Annotated in this window: 11 protein-coding genes; 4 read left to right on the top strand and 7 right to left on the bottom strand. The window is 42.6% G+C overall.

The window, feature by feature from the left end:
* The first annotated feature begins 16 nt into the window (after nt 1-16).
* Nucleotides 17-739, top strand: a complete 723-nt coding sequence (locus L1264_RS13940) for a 3-deoxy-D-manno-octulosonic acid kinase (RefSeq protein ID WP_199526332.1) — start codon at nt 17-19, stop codon at nt 737-739.
* On the opposite strand, the gene hldE is transcribed toward L1264_RS13940, so the two are convergent.
* The 3 genes from hldE to L1264_RS13925 are packed head-to-tail and all read right to left on the bottom strand — an operon-like array spanning nt 729 to nt 4,277.
* Nucleotides 729-2,168 carry a bifunctional D-glycero-beta-D-manno-heptose-7-phosphate kinase/D-glycero-beta-D-manno-heptose 1-phosphate adenylyltransferase HldE gene (gene hldE / locus L1264_RS13935; RefSeq protein ID WP_199526333.1) on the bottom strand — a complete coding sequence of 480 codons (1,440 nt, stop codon included), beginning with the start codon at nt 2,166-2,168 and terminating at the stop codon, nt 729-731. The two genes, L1264_RS13940 and hldE, sit on opposite strands and share 11 nt — an antisense overlap.
* Nucleotides 2,168-2,758 (bottom strand): D-sedoheptulose-7-phosphate isomerase, encoded by a 591-nt coding sequence (locus L1264_RS13930; RefSeq protein WP_135926088.1) that lies wholly within the window; start codon nt 2,756-2,758, stop codon nt 2,168-2,170. Before L1264_RS13930 ends, hldE begins: the two co-directional genes overlap by 1 nt.
* Before the next feature lie 31 nt (nt 2,759-2,789).
* Nucleotides 2,790-4,277 carry a capsule assembly Wzi family protein gene (locus L1264_RS13925; RefSeq protein ID WP_138557232.1) on the bottom strand — a complete coding sequence of 496 codons (1,488 nt, stop codon included), beginning with the start codon at nt 4,275-4,277 and terminating at the stop codon, nt 2,790-2,792.
* 153 nt (nt 4,278-4,430) lie between these two features.
* On the opposite strand from L1264_RS13925, the gene waaA reads away from it, so the two are divergent.
* Both waaA and L1264_RS13915 read left to right on the top strand, forming a co-directional pair.
* Nucleotides 4,431-5,690: a lipid IV(A) 3-deoxy-D-manno-octulosonic acid transferase gene (waaA, locus tag L1264_RS13920; protein WP_199526334.1), complete on the top strand. Its 1,260-nt coding sequence runs from the start codon at nt 4,431-4,433 to the stop codon at nt 5,688-5,690.
* A gap of 45 nt (nt 5,691-5,735) precedes the next feature.
* Nucleotides 5,736-6,278, top strand: a complete 543-nt coding sequence (locus L1264_RS13915) for a DUF1415 domain-containing protein (protein WP_135926315.1) — start codon at nt 5,736-5,738, stop codon at nt 6,276-6,278.
* A gap of 64 nt (nt 6,279-6,342) precedes the next feature.
* On the opposite strand, the gene L1264_RS13910 is transcribed toward L1264_RS13915, so the two are convergent.
* From L1264_RS13910 to purL, 4 genes are all read right to left on the bottom strand, one after another.
* Nucleotides 6,343-6,678: a YdbL family protein gene (locus tag L1264_RS13910; RefSeq protein WP_135926091.1), complete on the bottom strand. Its 336-nt coding sequence runs from the start codon at nt 6,676-6,678 to the stop codon at nt 6,343-6,345.
* A 9-nt stretch (nt 6,679-6,687) separates the two neighbouring features.
* Complete coding sequence (locus L1264_RS13905; protein WP_054551055.1) at nt 6,688-6,870, bottom strand: YnbE family lipoprotein; 183 nt, start codon at nt 6,868-6,870, stop codon at nt 6,688-6,690.
* Nucleotides 6,863-9,334 (bottom strand): intermembrane phospholipid transport protein YdbH family protein, encoded by a 2,472-nt coding sequence (locus tag L1264_RS13900; protein WP_199526335.1) that lies wholly within the window; start codon nt 9,332-9,334, stop codon nt 6,863-6,865. Before L1264_RS13900 ends, L1264_RS13905 begins: the two co-directional genes overlap by 8 nt.
* A gap of 134 nt (nt 9,335-9,468) precedes the next feature.
* Nucleotides 9,469-13,353: a phosphoribosylformylglycinamidine synthase gene (gene purL, locus L1264_RS13895; RefSeq protein WP_199526336.1), complete on the bottom strand. Its 3,885-nt coding sequence runs from the start codon at nt 13,351-13,353 to the stop codon at nt 9,469-9,471.
* A gap of 311 nt (nt 13,354-13,664) precedes the next feature.
* Here purL and mltF point away from each other — a divergent pair, with 311 nt between their 5' ends.
* Nucleotides 13,665-15,131 (top strand): membrane-bound lytic murein transglycosylase MltF, encoded by a 1,467-nt coding sequence (gene mltF, locus L1264_RS13890; protein WP_199526337.1) that lies wholly within the window; start codon nt 13,665-13,667, stop codon nt 15,129-15,131.
* The last annotated feature ends 144 nt before the right edge of the window (nt 15,132-15,275 follow it).

Here is a 15,275-nt window from a genome sequence, read left to right as displayed (position 1 = left end):
TAATCTTGAAGTTGTTATGTTCGAAACTCAGCATCTACAAAACACCACCCTTTTGTGTCACCCTGACTACAAAGATGAGCTCACGCAACAGTGGTTTGATGCCAGCTACTGGCAACAACAAGAAAAAATAGTTGGCGCAAAAAAAGGCCGAGCAACAGCGTGGTTTTTTAAACATCAACAGCTCACAGGTGTTCTGCGCCACTATTGGCGAGGAGGACTCGTTGGTAAGTTACTCAGCGATCAGTACCTATACTTTGGCTTAAAACAAACCCGAGTTTATAAAGAATTTACACTAATGATGCGTTTGCGTGAGCTTGGCCTGAATGTGCCCACACCGATTGGGGCCAAAATTAAAACCAGCGGCTTTATCTATCGGGGCGATATCATCACCGAGGCAGTGACAGGCGCAAAAAGTGTATTAGATATTTTAATCACGCGCCCACTAAGCCAGTCTGAACTCAAAGCGATTGCAGCCACCCTCAGCGATTTTCACAATCACGGGGTATACCACGCAGATTTAAACATCAATAACATCTTGTTCGATGATACAGGCAAGGTGTTTATCATCGACTTTGACCGCGGTGAAATCAAAAAGCCGCACCCTAGCTGGCAAACAGAGAATATTAAACGCCTTGCTCGTTCATTTGCAAAAGAGCAAGGCCGTAACGAAGAAATGCATTGGCGACAAAGTGATTGGCAGTCACTAATATGTGACTACCAAGCTTTGCTTAAGACTTAATCTTGCTAATTACGTTAGATGTTGAGCAACCATTAAGAAACTCAAGCACTTCGACTTTACCGCCATGGCGTAATACATGATCAGCTCCGGCAATTTGGTCAACAGTGTAATCGCCGCCTTTTACTAGTACATCGGGGCTAATTTGCTCAATGAGCTTAGCTGGTGTGTCATTCTCTTCAACGCTACCAAATGGAATAACCCAGTCAACAGACGCCAGCGCACTTAAAACCATGGCACGTTCATCGAGTGGATTAATTGGTCTTTGTGGGCCTTTTAAGCGAGTGATAGACTCGTCATTATTTAAGCCAACAACAAGCCTGTCACCACGAGCTTTTGCCTGTGCAAGGTAGCGCACGTGACCTGCATGAAGAATATCAAAACAGCCATTAGTGAAAACAATTTTTTCACCATTTTGTTTGGCAAACTCAATATGCTGAAGTACATCTTCAAACGGTGTTTGATAATGCTCGCCAGTTTGCTGTAAATATTGACCAAGCTTACGGCTGAGTTCTTCAGGCGAAACAGTGGCAGCTCCAAGCTTGCTTACAGCAATACCTGCTGCAAGGTTGGCAATTTCAACCGCATCTTTTGCTGCCATACCAGCGCCTAACATCACTGCTAATGTCGCAATTACAGTATCGCCGGCACCGGTTACATCGCTAACTTCAAGCTGTTGGGCTGCAAAATCATGTTTTTCTGTCTGACTAATTAACGACATACCATGCTCTGAGCGCGTTAATAGCATCGCAGCTATGCCCGCTTCACTAATTAATTTACGAGCACTGTCAGTCAAGTTTTGCTCAGAGTCCGTCAAACCACCAGCAAGCTTAAACTCATTTAGGTTAGGCGTAATATAGTCAGCACCACGGTATAAGCTTAAGTCTGATGATTTAGGGTCAATAAGCACTGTTTTGCCTGCTTTCTTTGCAACCTGAACCATTTGTTGAATTAAGCTCAGTGAGCCTTTGTTGTAATCAGAGAACAACACAAAGTCATAATCATCCAATACTAGCTCTAGGCGATTAAGTAATAGTTGACTGTGCTGCTCAGTGAAGGTTTCTTCAAGGTCTAAACGAACAACTTGCTGATGACGACTAATAACACGCATTTTAGAAATTGTCGGTAAGTCACACACACTTACAAGTTGCGAATCAATTTTTTCTGAACTTAAGATAGTTTCAAGAATTTGCCCGCTTTCATCTTCACCGACTAAACCTAATAGGCCAACTTTACCGTCTAAACGAGCAATATTTTTTGCGACGTTTGCTGCACCACCGGCTTTGTCTTCAAATTTACTCACTTTCACTACCGGGACCGGTGCTTCAGGTGAAATTCGCCCAGAGTCGCCATGCCAGTATCTATCTAGCATGACATCACCAACAACTAAAATACGTGCCTTTGAAAGGTTTTTTAGTAACGCTAAATCCATTACTTTTGCTCCGCTACAACCATATCGATGGCTTCACATAGCCAATGCCCGATAAACATGTGGGCTTCTTGAATACGTGCGGTTTCATCATTTTTAATAATAATAGGTAACTTAGCGATGTCTTTTACTTTGCCACCATCTCGGCCTGTTAATGCTACGGTAAAAGCGCCGATTTCATTAGCAGCAGCAAGCGCTAAATTAATATTAGGGCTAGTACCCGAGGTGGTTAAGCCAATAACCAAATCATCTGGCTTACACAGGGCCTGAACTTGGCGCTCGAATACAGTATCAAAGTGATAGTCATTGCTGTGCGCTGTTAAAATTGAGGTATCAGTAGTCAGTGCGATTGAAGCAAGTGGACCGCGCTCTAATTTATAACGCACCACAAACTCAGCAGCTAAGTGCTGTGCATCTGCCGCACTTCCGCCGTTACCAAACCAAATGACTTTGCCACCCGCTTGCAAAGCACTGTGACATGCTTCAAGTAATTGCATCACTTCTGGGTGGTAGGTCTCCATCGTTTCAAACAACATCTGATGGCGATTTAAACTTTCGAGGTAGCTTGCCGCTACAGAATCAAGATTAGACATATAAATTCCTTAAAAAGTATTAACGGCTTACTTACCAAAAATAGGCAACAGATAACCACGTATAGTTATCGCCAAATACATCTTCGCCATAGGTAAGAGTTGTCTCTAATGTATGCTCGTTTAATTGGCGTGTATTGCTTAATTGCAGTTCAACGGCACGCTCATAGTCTCCGGTCGTTTGACCCCACTCATTTAGGTAATTACTTTCGTTTTCTATCAGTGTGAGCTTACTGCGCCAAAGTGAACGGTAGTTTTCACTATAAGTTAACTCCATGCTGTGCACTTGCGTCGGTGGCGCATCTGCATAAACCCTCGCAACACCATTGGCATGTAACTCAGTATAACGTTGATCAGCCGCATAATGACCCGTTACAAAACCACCCACTGTATTACCATATACTGGATAAATCTCATTGACGTACCACAGGCTGTGCATGTTGGTATATTCATACCTAAGCGACATTGTATTACTCAGTTTTGGCAAGAAGAAGCCAAAATTGCTAACAGTATTACCAAATTGGTAGTTTTTGTGGTCTTTTGTGTCTTCACCACCATATTCAAAGTAAAGTTCAACTGGCATTCCCCAATTAAAATTCACCGTACTGGTAATTGTTACGTATTGGTCACCTAACTCATTATCTTTACTACCAGTGAGCCCTGAGTTGTCATTACCCGCAGGATCAAAAAATGCATCGACCACATCACCAACATCGACTTTGCGGGGGCCCCCACCAAACTGCATCATACGATTAAGGCCCAGCTTCCAACCATCAAGCGGCTCAATACTAAAATGCGTCCCAGCGAGCTTTGGTGTGCCGCTATGGAGCTCATTTTGATAAAGAATACCATTATCGACATGCTCAAGCTCAGAATAATAAAGCTCAAAATCAAAATTCCACCAATTGTGGGCTGGTTTTACCATACCCAATGAAATCGAAGGTGCTGTTTTAGCATTGGTAGAAATAATCTGCGCAGAATGTTTAAACGGCGAGAACCAGTGTTCTTTATAACCAAGATTTAACTGTAAATCTTCGCCAGCAAAACTTATAAACGAATTATAATTTACAAATTTATTAGCTTTGGCTCGGTAATCTACACCCACTTGTACCAAGGTATAATCATTAGCACGCCAAATACCTTCAAAAAAACCTTGCCCCCATTCATCCGAGCTTAGGCCTCTTTGATTCGCTATTTTCTTTGCATTATCCGTATCTACTTGTAGTTTTACACCGACACGAGTCACTGCATCATCACTTTGATATGGCTTTATTTTTGAACGAATAGCAGCAGCTAACCCAGGCTCTTCCTTTTCAAGTACAAGAAGTGCTTTCTCGACTTCTGCTAAACGATATGGTTTAGCCATAGGAGTGCCAATTGTTAGTGCAAACAAAGTATCTAATTGATGATCAAGCTGTGCGTCCATGCCAACAGGTAAATAAGCGGTGGGTGTTGCATATAAAGGCATAGCGCAACTTAAGAGAGCACCTACTACCGAGGCTTTTATCATTTTAAATTTCATAACTGCTTCGTTTATTTAATAAGTAATCGAAATACTACCAAATTACCTGAAACTAAACACTTAAAACTCTCATAGATAACCCTTTTTAACATTTTATATTTAGATAGCGTATGTTCCACGCTATCATAGGGTTTTATTCATATAGGCTAACCAATGGCGCGTATTATATATTCTTTACTCCTATACATTTTGAGTCCGCTAATTGTTTTTTACTTATATGTTTTGCGAGGTAAGAAAAACCAAGGCTACCGAATGCATTTTGCTGAACGCTTTGGCTATGCAGATTTATCGCGCCACGATATTGTTTTTCATTGTGCCTCTGTAGGTGAAGTGCTAGCGGCAACCCCGCTTATTAAGGCTGTTCAATCAGAAAACCCTGCACTTACTATTTTAGTAACCTGCAATACCCCAACGGGTCGCGAGCAAGTAAAAAATAACTTTAAAGATGCGGTTAGCTGTAGTTATTTACCGATTGATTTTTTCTTCGCTACACAGCGTTTTTTAAAGCGTATCAAGCCAAAGGTACTGTGTATTTTAGAAACAGAGCTGTGGCCTAACCTTATGGCTCAAAGCAACAACTACGACACAAAAGTACTTGTTTTAAATGCCCGGCTTTCAGCTAAATCACAGCAAGGCTATCAAAAGGTGATGCCATTAACTAAGCTGATCATGCAATCAATTAGCGACCTTGCTAGTCATAATCAAGATGATGCCAAACGTTTTATTGAACTAGGTTTAAAACCTGAAAAGGCTCGCGTGTTTGGCTCAATTAAATTTGATATCACGCCGACAGATGAGCAATTAAATAAAGTCGCAGCACTTAAAAATCAGTATAACAACGAGCGCTTTATCTGGGTTGCAGGCTCCACTCACCCTGTTGAACATGAGCTTATTTTAAGTGCTCATAAAAAGCTGTTAAAAGCCTTGCCCAACGCTCTTTTGATTATTGCTCCGCGTCACCCCGAGCAATTTGATAAAGTTGCGGAGATATTAAAAAACTCAAATTTGAGCTTTAGTCGTCGCAGTGAAGATAACTATAACAACCAGCAAGTTGTGCTAGCGGATACGTTAGGCGAGCTACAATGCTTATATGGAGTGGCAAACATCAGCTATATTGGCGGTAGTTTAATAGAGCGAGGCGGCCATAATCCGTTAGAGTCAGCAGCGTTTTCGGTTGGCGTATTAGCAGGCCCTCATACCTATAACTTTGACCATATATACCCTGAGCTTATTAGTGCTCAAGGAGCTAAAATTGTCACTGATGAAAACCAACTTGCTGACACGCTTATCGCTTTGAGTAATGATGCAGAACAGACCATAAAGCTTGGTCAACAAGCTGCAAAATGCGTGGCTAATAATCAAGGTGCTATCAGTAAAACGGTTAATTTAATTGAGCTTTACTTAGAAAAGTAAAATAGAGACATAGAATAGAGAAATAACGTGACTTCAAAGCAAGTGATGAATCGCCCAGAAAAACAAATGCGTGAATGGGTATCAAGTGTAATCGTGAAATACAATTTCTGCCCGTTTGCCCGCAAAGAAGTTGAAAGCAATTGCATTCATTATCAAATCAGCCAGTCTATTACACTTGATGATGCGGTAATGGATATGCTTGAGCAGTGTAGCGAGTTAGACCAACAAGCACAGCGTGAAACAACCCTGTTGATGTTTGAGCAAGGCTTTAAGGATTTTGAAGAGTTCTTAGATTTAGTCGATTTAGCCAATGCGCTTTTAGCTGCACAAGGTTATGAGGGTAAGTATCAAATAGCTAACTTTCATCCTGACTATGTGTTTGCCGATAGCGATGACAGCGATGCTGCAAACTATACTAACCGCGCACCTTATCCAACACTACATTTGATCCGTGAAGCCAGTATGAGCGAAGCGTTAGATAACTACAATGAACCTGAGTCTATCCCAGAGCACAACATTAAACTTGCAAGACGTAAAGGCATCGACTTTTGGCAGCAGCTATTACAAAGCTGCATCGATAAACGCTAACGCCTGTCGGCGTTATAAAGATAAAAAGCCAGCAATGCTGGCTTTTCTAATTTAACTTAGTGAGTTATTTTTTTACCCACTCACCGTTCACTTCAATGTAGTGACCCGGCTTAGTTTTCTCGATAGTTTTAGCAGCTGCAAGTGCTTCTACCTGCGCTAACGAAAGGTTGTTCTTTTTCGCTAGCTTTAAGTACTGCTCTTTGCGCTTTGCATTAATTTCATCAACGACTGCTTTTGCTTCACTATTATTAACCACTAAACCTAAATAGCCTGAGCTATCTTCACCCACTAATCCTTGGCTCTTTGCGTCATCAAGGCTAATAGCCCACGCAGAAAAAGAGAAACAAACAGCACTGATCAAGGTGATCACATTTAGTTTTTTAAGTTGTAATTTACGCATGTGTGCTCCTTAGAATAATTCGCTGTCATCACTGAATAAGGTATCAAGTTCTTTATCCACTTTTACGCGGATCTCATGGTCAACTTTTACATTTAAGTTGATTGTAATCGGCTCTTTTGCTGCCACCTCAACACGGTGAGTACATGCACTCAGCATGCCTACTGCCGTCAGCATTACTAACCACTTAGCCATCATTGCTTCCTTTTTTTGCATACTCTTTCTCAACTTTTTGAGTAATTTCATCACTTAAACGCAGCGCTCTAAGTAAAGTAAATACATTCTCTTCATGGTTATAATTAAAGTTCACTGCTTGCTGCTGCGCTTCATTATAACCTTCTAAATTAACACCTAAATGTAACCAACCATCTGGTTTGAGGTTAACACTGCTGCGTAGTTTTTTAATATCTAAATTCTCGAGTAAACTCAGCGTTGTACTCAGCTCCTGTTGCTGCGCTTTTACAGCTTCAAAACCCGCATTATTGGTGATCAGTAATTTACCATCACCTTGATTAACTAGCTGCCCTTGCTTTACCTCTATTCCTTGTTTGCTTATAACAACAGGTAAGGTGCCCGCTAAGCGCCCGCTTAAACTAATTCCAGACTCGGCATCAAGGGTGACCAATTTGCTAGCATCAATATTTTCAAACTTAACGGTCGCGGTTTGGTTGTCACTCAGTGGGCAGTATTTATTCACCACAAATTTGCCACCCATAACCTGACCAGTTAGATCAGCTGCGCAAGGCTGATTAGCCGTTACCTGCAACTGACCCTGCATATTTTTGACCACAGCACCTGCGCGCAGTTCATTGAGTGTAAATTTAGTCGTTGCAATATTAAGCTGCCCTGAATTAAACGTCCCATCTAAATCCACGGCAAAATCATTTGCTAGGTAGTCATTATAAAGCGCACTGAGTTTATTAATGTGAACACTACCTTCTGCTTGCTGAAGATTTACATCACCTTTAATAATCCCTGAAACCAGCCCATCAGTGATGGTTGCAAGGGGCTCAAACTGAGCAATTATCGGATTAAGCTTGGCTACTGCCTGCTCAGGTATCACCAATTCAAATGGGTGCGCAACCTTAGACATATGATGGCTAACAAGCGCTTCAAAGCCATCTGCAAACACATGATGCGTTGCCTGCAAGGCGCGGCTTTGTAGGGCATTTGTAACGACAGACAACTTATTTAAGGTAAGTTCAGGTGTTGATAATTTAGCAGCCGTGGTTTTGGCATCAATATCAGCAAATAATTCCCCCACACTGAGATCTGTACTAAGGGTTAGCTCATTACTGATTTTTGCTGCGTTAATATCATTATAATTTAATGATTTAACCTTACTGTTGGCTTTAACAATTAAGTGTTGCTCGGCATTATGATCAGCCTCAATCGTGCTGGTAAAGTCAGCTATCTGAGCACCTGATATAAGTGCGTTTTTAACATTGACATTTGCGTTCAATCTAGCAGCTATCGGGCTAGAAAATAACTCATCAATTTTTAGCTTTCCTTTAGCCCCAATACCCTCAACCAGAACACCGTCAGCCTGAAAATCTAAAAATGCAGGGAGTGAATCAAGTGACAGTTGAAAATCAGCGCTAACGTCACTTTCATGCAAATGCGCATTGAGCTTAAGCTCATCAATATCTTTACTGTTAAAATCAATACTAACTTGGCTATTAAGTGATGCGAGCGGATCCTGTAAAGAAAGGGTCGTATTACTGACTGTCACTTCACTTTGCCCTTCAGCTGCTAGCAATTTTACGATTGGGACTGATAGCTGCTCGGCTTCTACACTGACTGGTTTTTCAATGTGTAACTGCCAAGTAAGCGGTAACTGCGCTTCAATAAATGATTGATGCTGTTGATCTGCTATGGTGTTCAAGCAATCTCGGTTTGCGCTAAGCTGATTTTGTAAAGCTGATAAATCCGCATATAAATGCTGTTGGTTTAATTGATACTTCGCACTCAGTTGCCCTTCAGTGGTAAAACCTAGGTCGCATTGCGCTAGAGCATGCTGATAACTTGCATTGACGGTGCTTTCAATTGCAATCGTAATACCATCAAACTTAACCTGCGATTGAGTGCCAAAATGGCTGCTTTGTGGCAATGTTATGAACCGCCTAGCTACTTGCTCATCAAGGGTGAGATCGGCTTTTATTTCATAATTAGATATTTCAACATCTGCATTAAGATCACGTGAAATCGTAAAATGGTTTAAGCGTTTTTCTTGTATTGCCAACCTAACAGGGCTATCGGTAAACGGTGAGACTACATCAAGCTGCTCAATGCTTATTAGCGGCCTTTGCTCTGGTAATACTAAAGCGAGCTTTTTAAATTCAGTCTGTGCTGATTCTGGTTGTTGTTTATTTGCAAGGTCGCTAACGATGAGATTAGCGCGAGAAACCCTAACCTGTTGCTTGTTAGCAAGGATGCCAGCTAACTCTATTTGCTGCCCTTGATAAGTTAAGCATAATTTCTCGATATTTAAATCAAGCTGGCTGGTCAATGACCAATCAATGCAGTGAAGCTCAGCGCCATTTTTACTAAGCATAGGCGTTAAGTACCACGATGTCAGTGGTAGCCTGAACAGATACGCCAACAGCAGCATGCTTAGCACGATACCTAGCAACCCTACGCTTACCCGCTTAAAACTCAAAAAACTCTCCTTGCCTTTGAACTTACACTTACTAGCACCATTATAAACAAAAAGGCTGCACTTAATAGTGCAGCCTTTTTAGTTTAAACGGCTTGTATGAACCTAGCTTGTATAGCTAGGTATATAGCTAAGTTTTAGCCAACGTTTTTACGTGCGTTGCGGAACATACGCATCCATGGGCTATCTTCACGCCACTCATCTGGGTGCCATGAGTTAGCAACAGTACGGAAAACACGCTCTGGGTGCGGCATCATAACCGTGGCACGACCATCAGTAGAGGTAATACCTGTGATACCTTCAGGCGAGCCGTTCGGGTTAGCTGGGTATTGCGTTGTTGGGTTACCGTAGTTATCAACAAACTTCACTGCCACAGTGCCTGACTCAAGCGCAGCTTTAACTGCATCGCTGTTAGCGAATTCAGCATGACCTTCACCATGAGAAACAGCGATAGGCATACGAGAACCAGCCATACCGTTAAAGAATACTGATGGGTTTTCTTGCACTTCTACAAGGCTAAAGCGAGCTTCAAAGCGCTCTGACTTGTTGGTAACAAAACGTGGCCAGTGCTCAGTGCCTGGGATCAATTCTTTCAATGTTGAAAGCATTTGACAGCCATTACACACACCTAGGCTGAATGTATCTTCGCGGTGGAAGAAGCTTTGGAACTGCTCACGCGCCATCTCATTAAATAAGATTGACTTAGCCCAGCCTTCACCTGCGCCTAATACGTCACCGTAAGAGAAACCACCACATGCCACTAAGCCTTTAAATTGCTCAAGTGTTAAACGACCTTCAAGGATGTCGCTCATGTGTACGTCAACCGCTGCAAAGCCAGCACGGTTAAATGCCGCAGCCATTTCTAAATGAGAGTTAACACCTTGCTCACGTAGAATCGCCATTTTCGGCTTCGCACCAGTTGCAATGTAAGGCGCAGCAACGTCTTCGTTTAAGTCAAAGCTTAGTTTTACGTTAAGACCTGGGTCTTTTGCGTCAAACTTAGCGTCAAATTCTTGCTTAGCACACTCAGGGTTATCGCGACGTGCTTGCATTTGGTAAGTTGTTTCTGCCCAAATAGTGCGAAGCTCAGTACGCGTGTGGTTAAGCACCACATCATCACCACGAGTGAATACCACACGGTCATCAGCGTTTAATGTACCAATTTCATGGCTGATAGCTGCTAAGCCGTGAGCAGCAAGAACGGCTTTCACTGCATCTAAATCAGCATTAGCCACTTGGATAACCGCACCTAGCTCTTCATTATAAAGTGCTTCGATGTCTGAACCTGTAAGGCCTGCAAGGTCTACAGTTACACCTGTGTGGCCCGCAAATGCCATTTCAGCGATAGTTGTGAATAAACCACCGTCTGAACGGTCATGGTAGGCAAGTAACTTGTTATCAGCAACAAGCGCTTGCATTGCTTCATAGAAACCTTTTAATAACTCAGGGCTATCAACATCAGGTGTTACATCACCTAATTGCTTATAAACCTGTGCAAGGCTTGATGCCCCCATACGGTTTTGACCCGCACCTAAATCAACTAATAATAGTGATGACTCACCTTTATCAGTGCGTAGCTGTGGCGTTACTGTTTTACGCACGTCTTCAACACGACCAAAGGCAGTGATGATTAGTGATAATGGCGCAGTAACCGATTTTTGCTCACCGTTTTCATCCCATTGAGTTTTCATCGACATTGAGTCTTTACCCACAGGGATTGTTAAACCAAGTGCTGGACAAAGCTCTTCACCTACCGCTTTAACAGCTTCGTAAAGACCTGCATCTTCGCCAGGGTGACCAGCTGCGGCCATCCAGTTTGCAGATAGCTTGATATTTTCAAGGCCACCGATGTTAGCACACGCGATGTTCGTTAATGACTCAGCCACAGCTAAACGAGCAGAAGCTCCATAGTTTAACAGTGCAGCTGGTGTACGCTCACCTAGTGACATTGCTTCACCGTGATAAGTATCAAACGCAGCGGCTGTTACCGCACAGTTTGCTACTGGCACCTGCCAAGGACCTACCATTTGGTCACGCGCAACTAAACCCGTTACGGTACGGTCACCAATGGTGATTAAGAATGTTTTTTCAGCAATCGTTGGTAAGCGTAATAAACGTTGTGCAGCATCTGCAGCATCAATGTTTGCAACGTCTAATGGTTGCGATTGTGCTTTTTTAGACTCAACTTCGCGGTGCATTTTTGGTGCTTTACCAAGTAAAACATCAAGCGGTAGGTCAACAGGGTTGTTACCAAAGTGGCTATCTTCAACCGTTAAGTGGCGCTCTTCTGTTGCTTCACCGATAACCGCGTATTGTGCACGTTCACGTTTACAGATTGCTTCAAAGCGCGCGAAGTCTTCAGCTGCAACTGCTAATACGTAACGCTCTTGAGATTCGTTACACCAAATTTCGTGTGGTGCCATACCCGGCTCATCGTTTGGAATATCACGAAGTTGGAATTTACCACCACGACCACCGTCGTCTACAAGCTCAGGGAATGCGTTTGAAAGACCACCAGCACCCACATCGTGAATGAAAGCGATTGGGTTTGCATCACCTAACTGCCAACATTTGTCGATAACTTCCTGACAACGACGTTCCATTTCTGGGTTTTCACGTTGTACCGATGCAAAGTCTAAGTCTTCGTTCGATTGACCTGATGTCATACTAGACGCAGCACCACCACCAAGGCCAATGTTCATTGCCGGACCACCTAGTGCGATAAGTTTTGCACCAACTGGGATTTCACCTTTTTGAACATGTTCAGAACGAATATTACCTAAACCACCTGCAAGCATAATTGGCTTGTGGTAACCACGTACTTCTTCACCGTTGTGGCTTGATACTTTTTCTTCGTAGGTACGGAAGTAACCAAGTAAGTTAGGACGACCAAATTCGTTATTGAATGCCGCGCCACCTAATGGACCTTCAGTCATGATATCTAGTGCATTAACGATACGACCTGGCTTACCAAAGTCGGTTTCCCATGGTTGCTCGTAACCTGGAATACGAAGGTTAGATACTGTGAAGCCCACTAAACCAGCTTTTGGTTTAGAACCACGACCTGTAGCACCTTCGTCACGAATTTCACCACCAGAACCTGTTGATGCACCCGAAAATGGTGCAATCGCTGTTGGGTGGTTATGAGTTTCAACTTTCATCAAGATTTCGATGTTTTCTTGATGGTATGCGTACTCGCCTTCACTGTTCGGGAAGAAACGACCCGCTACTGAGCCCTTCATTACCGCTGCGTTATCTTTGTATGCAGATAACACATTTTCAGGGTGTTGCTCGTAAGTGTTTTTGATCATTTTGAACAATGATTTTGGCTGTTCGATGCCATCAATTGTCCAATCAGCATTAAAGATTTTATGACGACAATGCTCAGAGTTTGCTTGTGCAAACATAAATAATTCGATGTCGTTCGGGTTACGCCCTAACTTTTGGAAATTTTCTACCAAGTAATCGATTTCGTCATCTGCAAGCGCAAAACCTTGCTCAACATTGGCTTTAGCAAGTGCTTCACGGCCACCACCTAAAATGTCAACTGATGACATTGGACGCGGTTCATCGTGGCGGAATAATTTAGCTGCATCAGCCATATCCGTATGCGTTGCTTCAGTCATACGGTCGTGTAATAACGCTGCTACTTCAGCTGTTTGCTCAGCTGATAGATTACCTTCAACGTAGTATGCAATACCACGTTCAACACGGTGAACTTGGCTTAAGCCACAGTTGTGTGCGATGTCGGTTGCTTTTGATGCCCAAGGCGAGATAGTGCCAGGACGCGGCGTTACAAGAATTAACGTGCCTGCAGGGCTGTGCTCTGCAATCGTTGGACCATAAGTAAGCAGCTTTTCAAGCTTTGTTTGCTCATCAGCTGAAAGCTCAGCAGTAAGATCAGCAAAATGCATGAACTCAGCATAAACGTTAGTGACTGGAAGTTGTGCCTGTTGGCAACGCGCTAAAATTTTCTGAACTCTAAAATCGGAAAGTGCTGGTGCACCACGAAGGATCAACATAGGTATTTTCATCCGGGGTTAGGGATTGAACGATATTTTAGGCGCGTATTATAGTGCAAATAACGTCTAGATTTAACTCAAAATTGCGCTTTTATTTAAATAATCTTCATAACCGCGATTATGGTTGCAACAATTAACTATCTTAGTACTCTTTATTTTCCCGCAGGCTGTTGTTCTGTATGACTTATCTTTTACCGCCACTGTTACAGTTACTAATTTTTAAATAGAGATATAAAACTATATGCGAAGTGACGTGGCAGTGAAGTTTTGCTATAACGGTTACGTAATGGTTTAAGGGGCATTTCTAATTTATGCAAAAAATACTCGCTATATTTACGCTTGTGCTCATGTTGTGTGCATGCGATATGCAACAACAACCATCACAACTTGCTCATATCAAAGCACAGAATAAGATAAGAGTCGGCACCTTAGCCGGCGCGAGTAATTACTATCAAGCACCGCAAGGCGTGCAGGGTTTTGAGTACGAATTAGCACAAGAGTTTGCCGATTATGTTGGCGTAGAGCTCGAGATGGTGCCTTTTTTTAATCTTACAGATATGTTCTCTCGCCTCGAAAGTGGTGATTTAGACATTATTGCCTCTGGACTTACTTACAATACCATTCGGGCTGAACATTATCGTTTTGGGCCGACTTACCGCACCATTAGCCAAAAGCTTGTATACAAGCAAGGCCGCACTCGCCCTCGAGAATTTGCCGATTTAACGGGGAACCTAACGGTTCTTGCGAAAAGTAGTCACTCACTTGCATTACAGCAACTTAAACAGCTTCATCCAGACTTAACATGGCATGAAACAGAAGATATGGATGAAGAAGAACTTCTGCAAGCTGTCATTGATGGTGAAATTGATTACACTCTCGCTGACTCTCACACCTTGTCATTATTTCGCCGCTACCACCCTAATTTAAGTATCGGCTTTTCAGTGACTCGTAACGACCCTATCGCTTGGCTACTAAGAAAGGATGGTGACGATTCTTTATATGCCTTGATGGTGCCCTTTTTTGGTGATGTAAAACAAAATAACCAACTTTATGTATTAGAAGAAAAGTATTTTGGCCACGTTCGTCAGTTTAATTATGTTAATACCCTAGCCTATATCGAAGCTATCAAAGAAACACTACCCAAATATCAACCTTGGTTTGAGCAATATTCAGGGAATATTGATTGGCGCTTACTGGCCGCCTTGAGCTATCAAGAGTCAATGTGGAACCCTAAAGCCAAGTCACCGACAGGTGTTCGCGGGATCATGATGCTTACGCAAACTACAGCAAAACAAGTTGGCGTTACTAACCGTTTAGAGCCTGAGCAAAATATCAAAGGCGGTGCCGAATATTTAGCGAAGGTTATTTCGTGGATCCCTGAACGTATTCCACAACCCGACAGAACTTGGTTTGCCTTAGCCTCTTATAATGTTGGCTGGGGCCACGTAAATGACGCGCGAATTATTACCGAGCAAGAAGGGGCAAGCCCCGATAAGTGGGCGGATGTAAAAAAACGCTTACCGCTTTTAATTAAAAAGCGTTATTATCGTAAAACCAAATATGGTTATGCACGTGGCGATGTTGCCGTGCAGTATGTTGACAATATTCGTCGTTATTACGATGCGTTGGTTTGGCTTGATGAAAATGATGCAATTGCTGACCCAAGTGAAGAAGAGCAAACCATTGAAGAGGTTAACACTTCCACAGAAATGAGCGAAAAGCCAAACGACACAACACAACCAGACTCCCAAGAGCAGCAGACGTTAGAAAACAACTGACCTAAAGCACCAGAAATCTGTTTACTTGTCATCAAATGATCATTATCTTCCTGTAGAGATCAATATACCCAAGCCACCTCAAGATGCAGAATTCAGCGCTTCACAGGTGCTTAATATCAAGGCGTTACTTTGCAAGAATGGCCA

It is taken from the genome of Pseudoalteromonas sp. APAL1, from assembly GCF_021532475.1.
GTDB classification, from domain to species: Bacteria; Pseudomonadota; Gammaproteobacteria; order Enterobacterales; family Alteromonadaceae; genus Pseudoalteromonas; species Pseudoalteromonas lipolytica_C.
This window is presented reverse-complemented; position numbering and strand designations above follow the sequence as displayed.

Bases quoted from the DNA above. Each gene is read 5' to 3' on its own strand.
- L1264_RS13930 (WP_135926088.1), bottom strand. From the start codon at position 2,758: ATGTCTAATCTTGATTCTGTAGCGGCAAGCTACCTCGAAAGTTTAAAT.
- hldE (WP_199526333.1), bottom strand. From the start codon at position 2,168: ATGGATTTAGCGTTACTAAAAAACCTTTCAAAGGCACGTATTTTAGTT.
- L1264_RS13910 (WP_135926091.1), bottom strand. From the start codon at position 6,678: ATGCGTAAATTACAACTTAAAAAACTAAATGTGATCACCTTGATCAGT.
- L1264_RS13925 (WP_138557232.1), bottom strand. From the start codon at position 4,277: ATGAAATTTAAAATGATAAAAGCCTCGGTAGTAGGTGCTCTCTTAAGT.
- waaA (WP_199526334.1), top strand. From the start codon at position 4,431: ATGGCGCGTATTATATATTCTTTACTCCTATACATTTTGAGTCCGCTA.
- L1264_RS13940 (WP_199526332.1), top strand. From the start codon at position 17: ATGTTCGAAACTCAGCATCTACAAAACACCACCCTTTTGTGTCACCCT.
- mltF (WP_199526337.1), top strand. From the start codon at position 13,665: ATGCAAAAAATACTCGCTATATTTACGCTTGTGCTCATGTTGTGTGCA.
- purL (WP_199526336.1), bottom strand. From the start codon at position 13,353: ATGTTGATCCTTCGTGGTGCACCAGCACTTTCCGATTTTAGAGTTCAG.
- L1264_RS13915 (WP_135926315.1), top strand. From the start codon at position 5,736: ATGAATCGCCCAGAAAAACAAATGCGTGAATGGGTATCAAGTGTAATC.
- L1264_RS13905 (WP_054551055.1), bottom strand. From the start codon at position 6,870: ATGGCTAAGTGGTTAGTAATGCTGACGGCAGTAGGCATGCTGAGTGCA.